Source organism: Streptomyces sp. NPDC037288, assembly GCF_055603265.1.
The window spans coordinates 1-1,418 of sequence record NZ_JBVJVY010000213.1 but is presented as its reverse complement, the minus strand read 5'-3'; the positions used below and the strand labels follow the sequence as shown (position 1 = coordinate 1,418).

The 1,418-nt window shown below is 65.7% G+C and carries 1 protein-coding gene; it reads left to right on the top strand.

Annotated features, from left to right (window positions below; translation table 11 throughout):
- Positions 1-147: 147 nt before the first annotated feature.
- On the top strand, positions 148-1,389 hold the full coding sequence (locus tag ACZ7GZ_RS43350) for an IS256 family transposase (RefSeq protein ID WP_471033366.1): 1,242 nt from the start codon (positions 148-150) through the stop codon (positions 1,387-1,389).
- Positions 1,390-1,418 lie beyond the last annotated feature (29 nt).

The window sequence follows — 1,418 nt, the reverse complement described above, 5'->3', positions numbered from 1 at the left end:
GATGGCGTCCCGCTTCGTGGTGTAGCCGATCAGTGTTGGGGCGTGCGCCCCGGGGCGTGTGTCGATAGGGATTCCGCTCCCTGCCCGGCAGGCGGGCCACCATGCAACTCTCCCTGGTAAACGGCCAGTTCAACCAGGAGGTGCATGATGGCCCTGTCTCAGCATGACTTACTTCGGCTGCTGGAGTCACTGCGTTCGGCGGACGGACTCGAACTCGTCAGGTCCGTGGCCGAGCGGATGCTCCAGGAGCTGATCGAGGCCGAGGCGACGTCGAGGATCGGTGCGGAGTGGAACGAGCACACCGAGACCCGCATCGCGCTGCGCAACGGGCACCGCGACAAGACGCTGACCACGCAGGCCGGTGACCTGGACCTGGCCATACCCAAGCTGCGCTCGGGCAGTTTCTTCCCGAGCTTGCTGGAGCGTCGCCGCCGCATCGACCAGGCTCTGTTCGCCGTCATCATGGAGGCGTACGTCCACGGGGTGTCCACCCGCTCGGTCGACGACCTGGTCAAGGCACTGGGAGCGGACAGCGGGATCTCCAAGAGCGAGGTCTCACGGATCTGCGCGGACCTGGACACCCAGCTGACCGCGTTCCGCGGCCGGCCCCTGGACCACACCCGCTTCCCCTACGTCTACCTCGATGCGACCTACTGCAAGGCACGGGTCGCGCACCAGATCGTCTCGCGGGCCGTGGTGATCGCCACCGGCATCACCGAGGACGGCGGCCGCGAGGTGCTGGGAGTGATGGTCGGCGACAGCGAGACCGAGGTGTTCTGGGCCCAGTTCCTGCGTCACCTGCGCGAACGCGGCCTGGGCGGTGTCCGGCTCGTGCTCGGCGATCACCACTCGGGCCTGGTCAAGGCGATCCGCAAGGTCATGATCGGGGCGGCCTACCAACGCTGCCGGGTTCATTTCCTGCGCAATGTCTTCGGAGTGATCCCCAAGGACGCCGCGGAAATGGTCGCCGCGACCATCCGCACCATCTTCGCCCAGCCCGACCAGGACGCTGTCCGCAACCAGCTCGACACGGTTGCCGACATGCTCGGCGCACAGTTTCCCCAGGTCAAACAAATGCTCCTGGACGCCAAGGAGGACCTCACCGCCTTCGCCGCCTTCCCGGAACGGCACTGGAAGAAGATTCAGTCCACGAACCCGCTGGAGCGGATCAACCGCGAGATCAAGCGCCGCGTCGATGTCGTCCAGGTCTTCCCCAACGACGACTCACTGCTGCGGCTGGTCACTGCCGTGCTCTTCGAGATGCACGACGAGTGGATCGCCTTTCCCCGCCGCTACCTACCTGAAGGCAGCATGGACCAGATCTACCCCACCGAGCCCGGCAAAAGCGCCCCCGCACTCCCCAACACCACCAACACGACCGACGATTGATCGCCTACACCACATCAAGGGACACGACC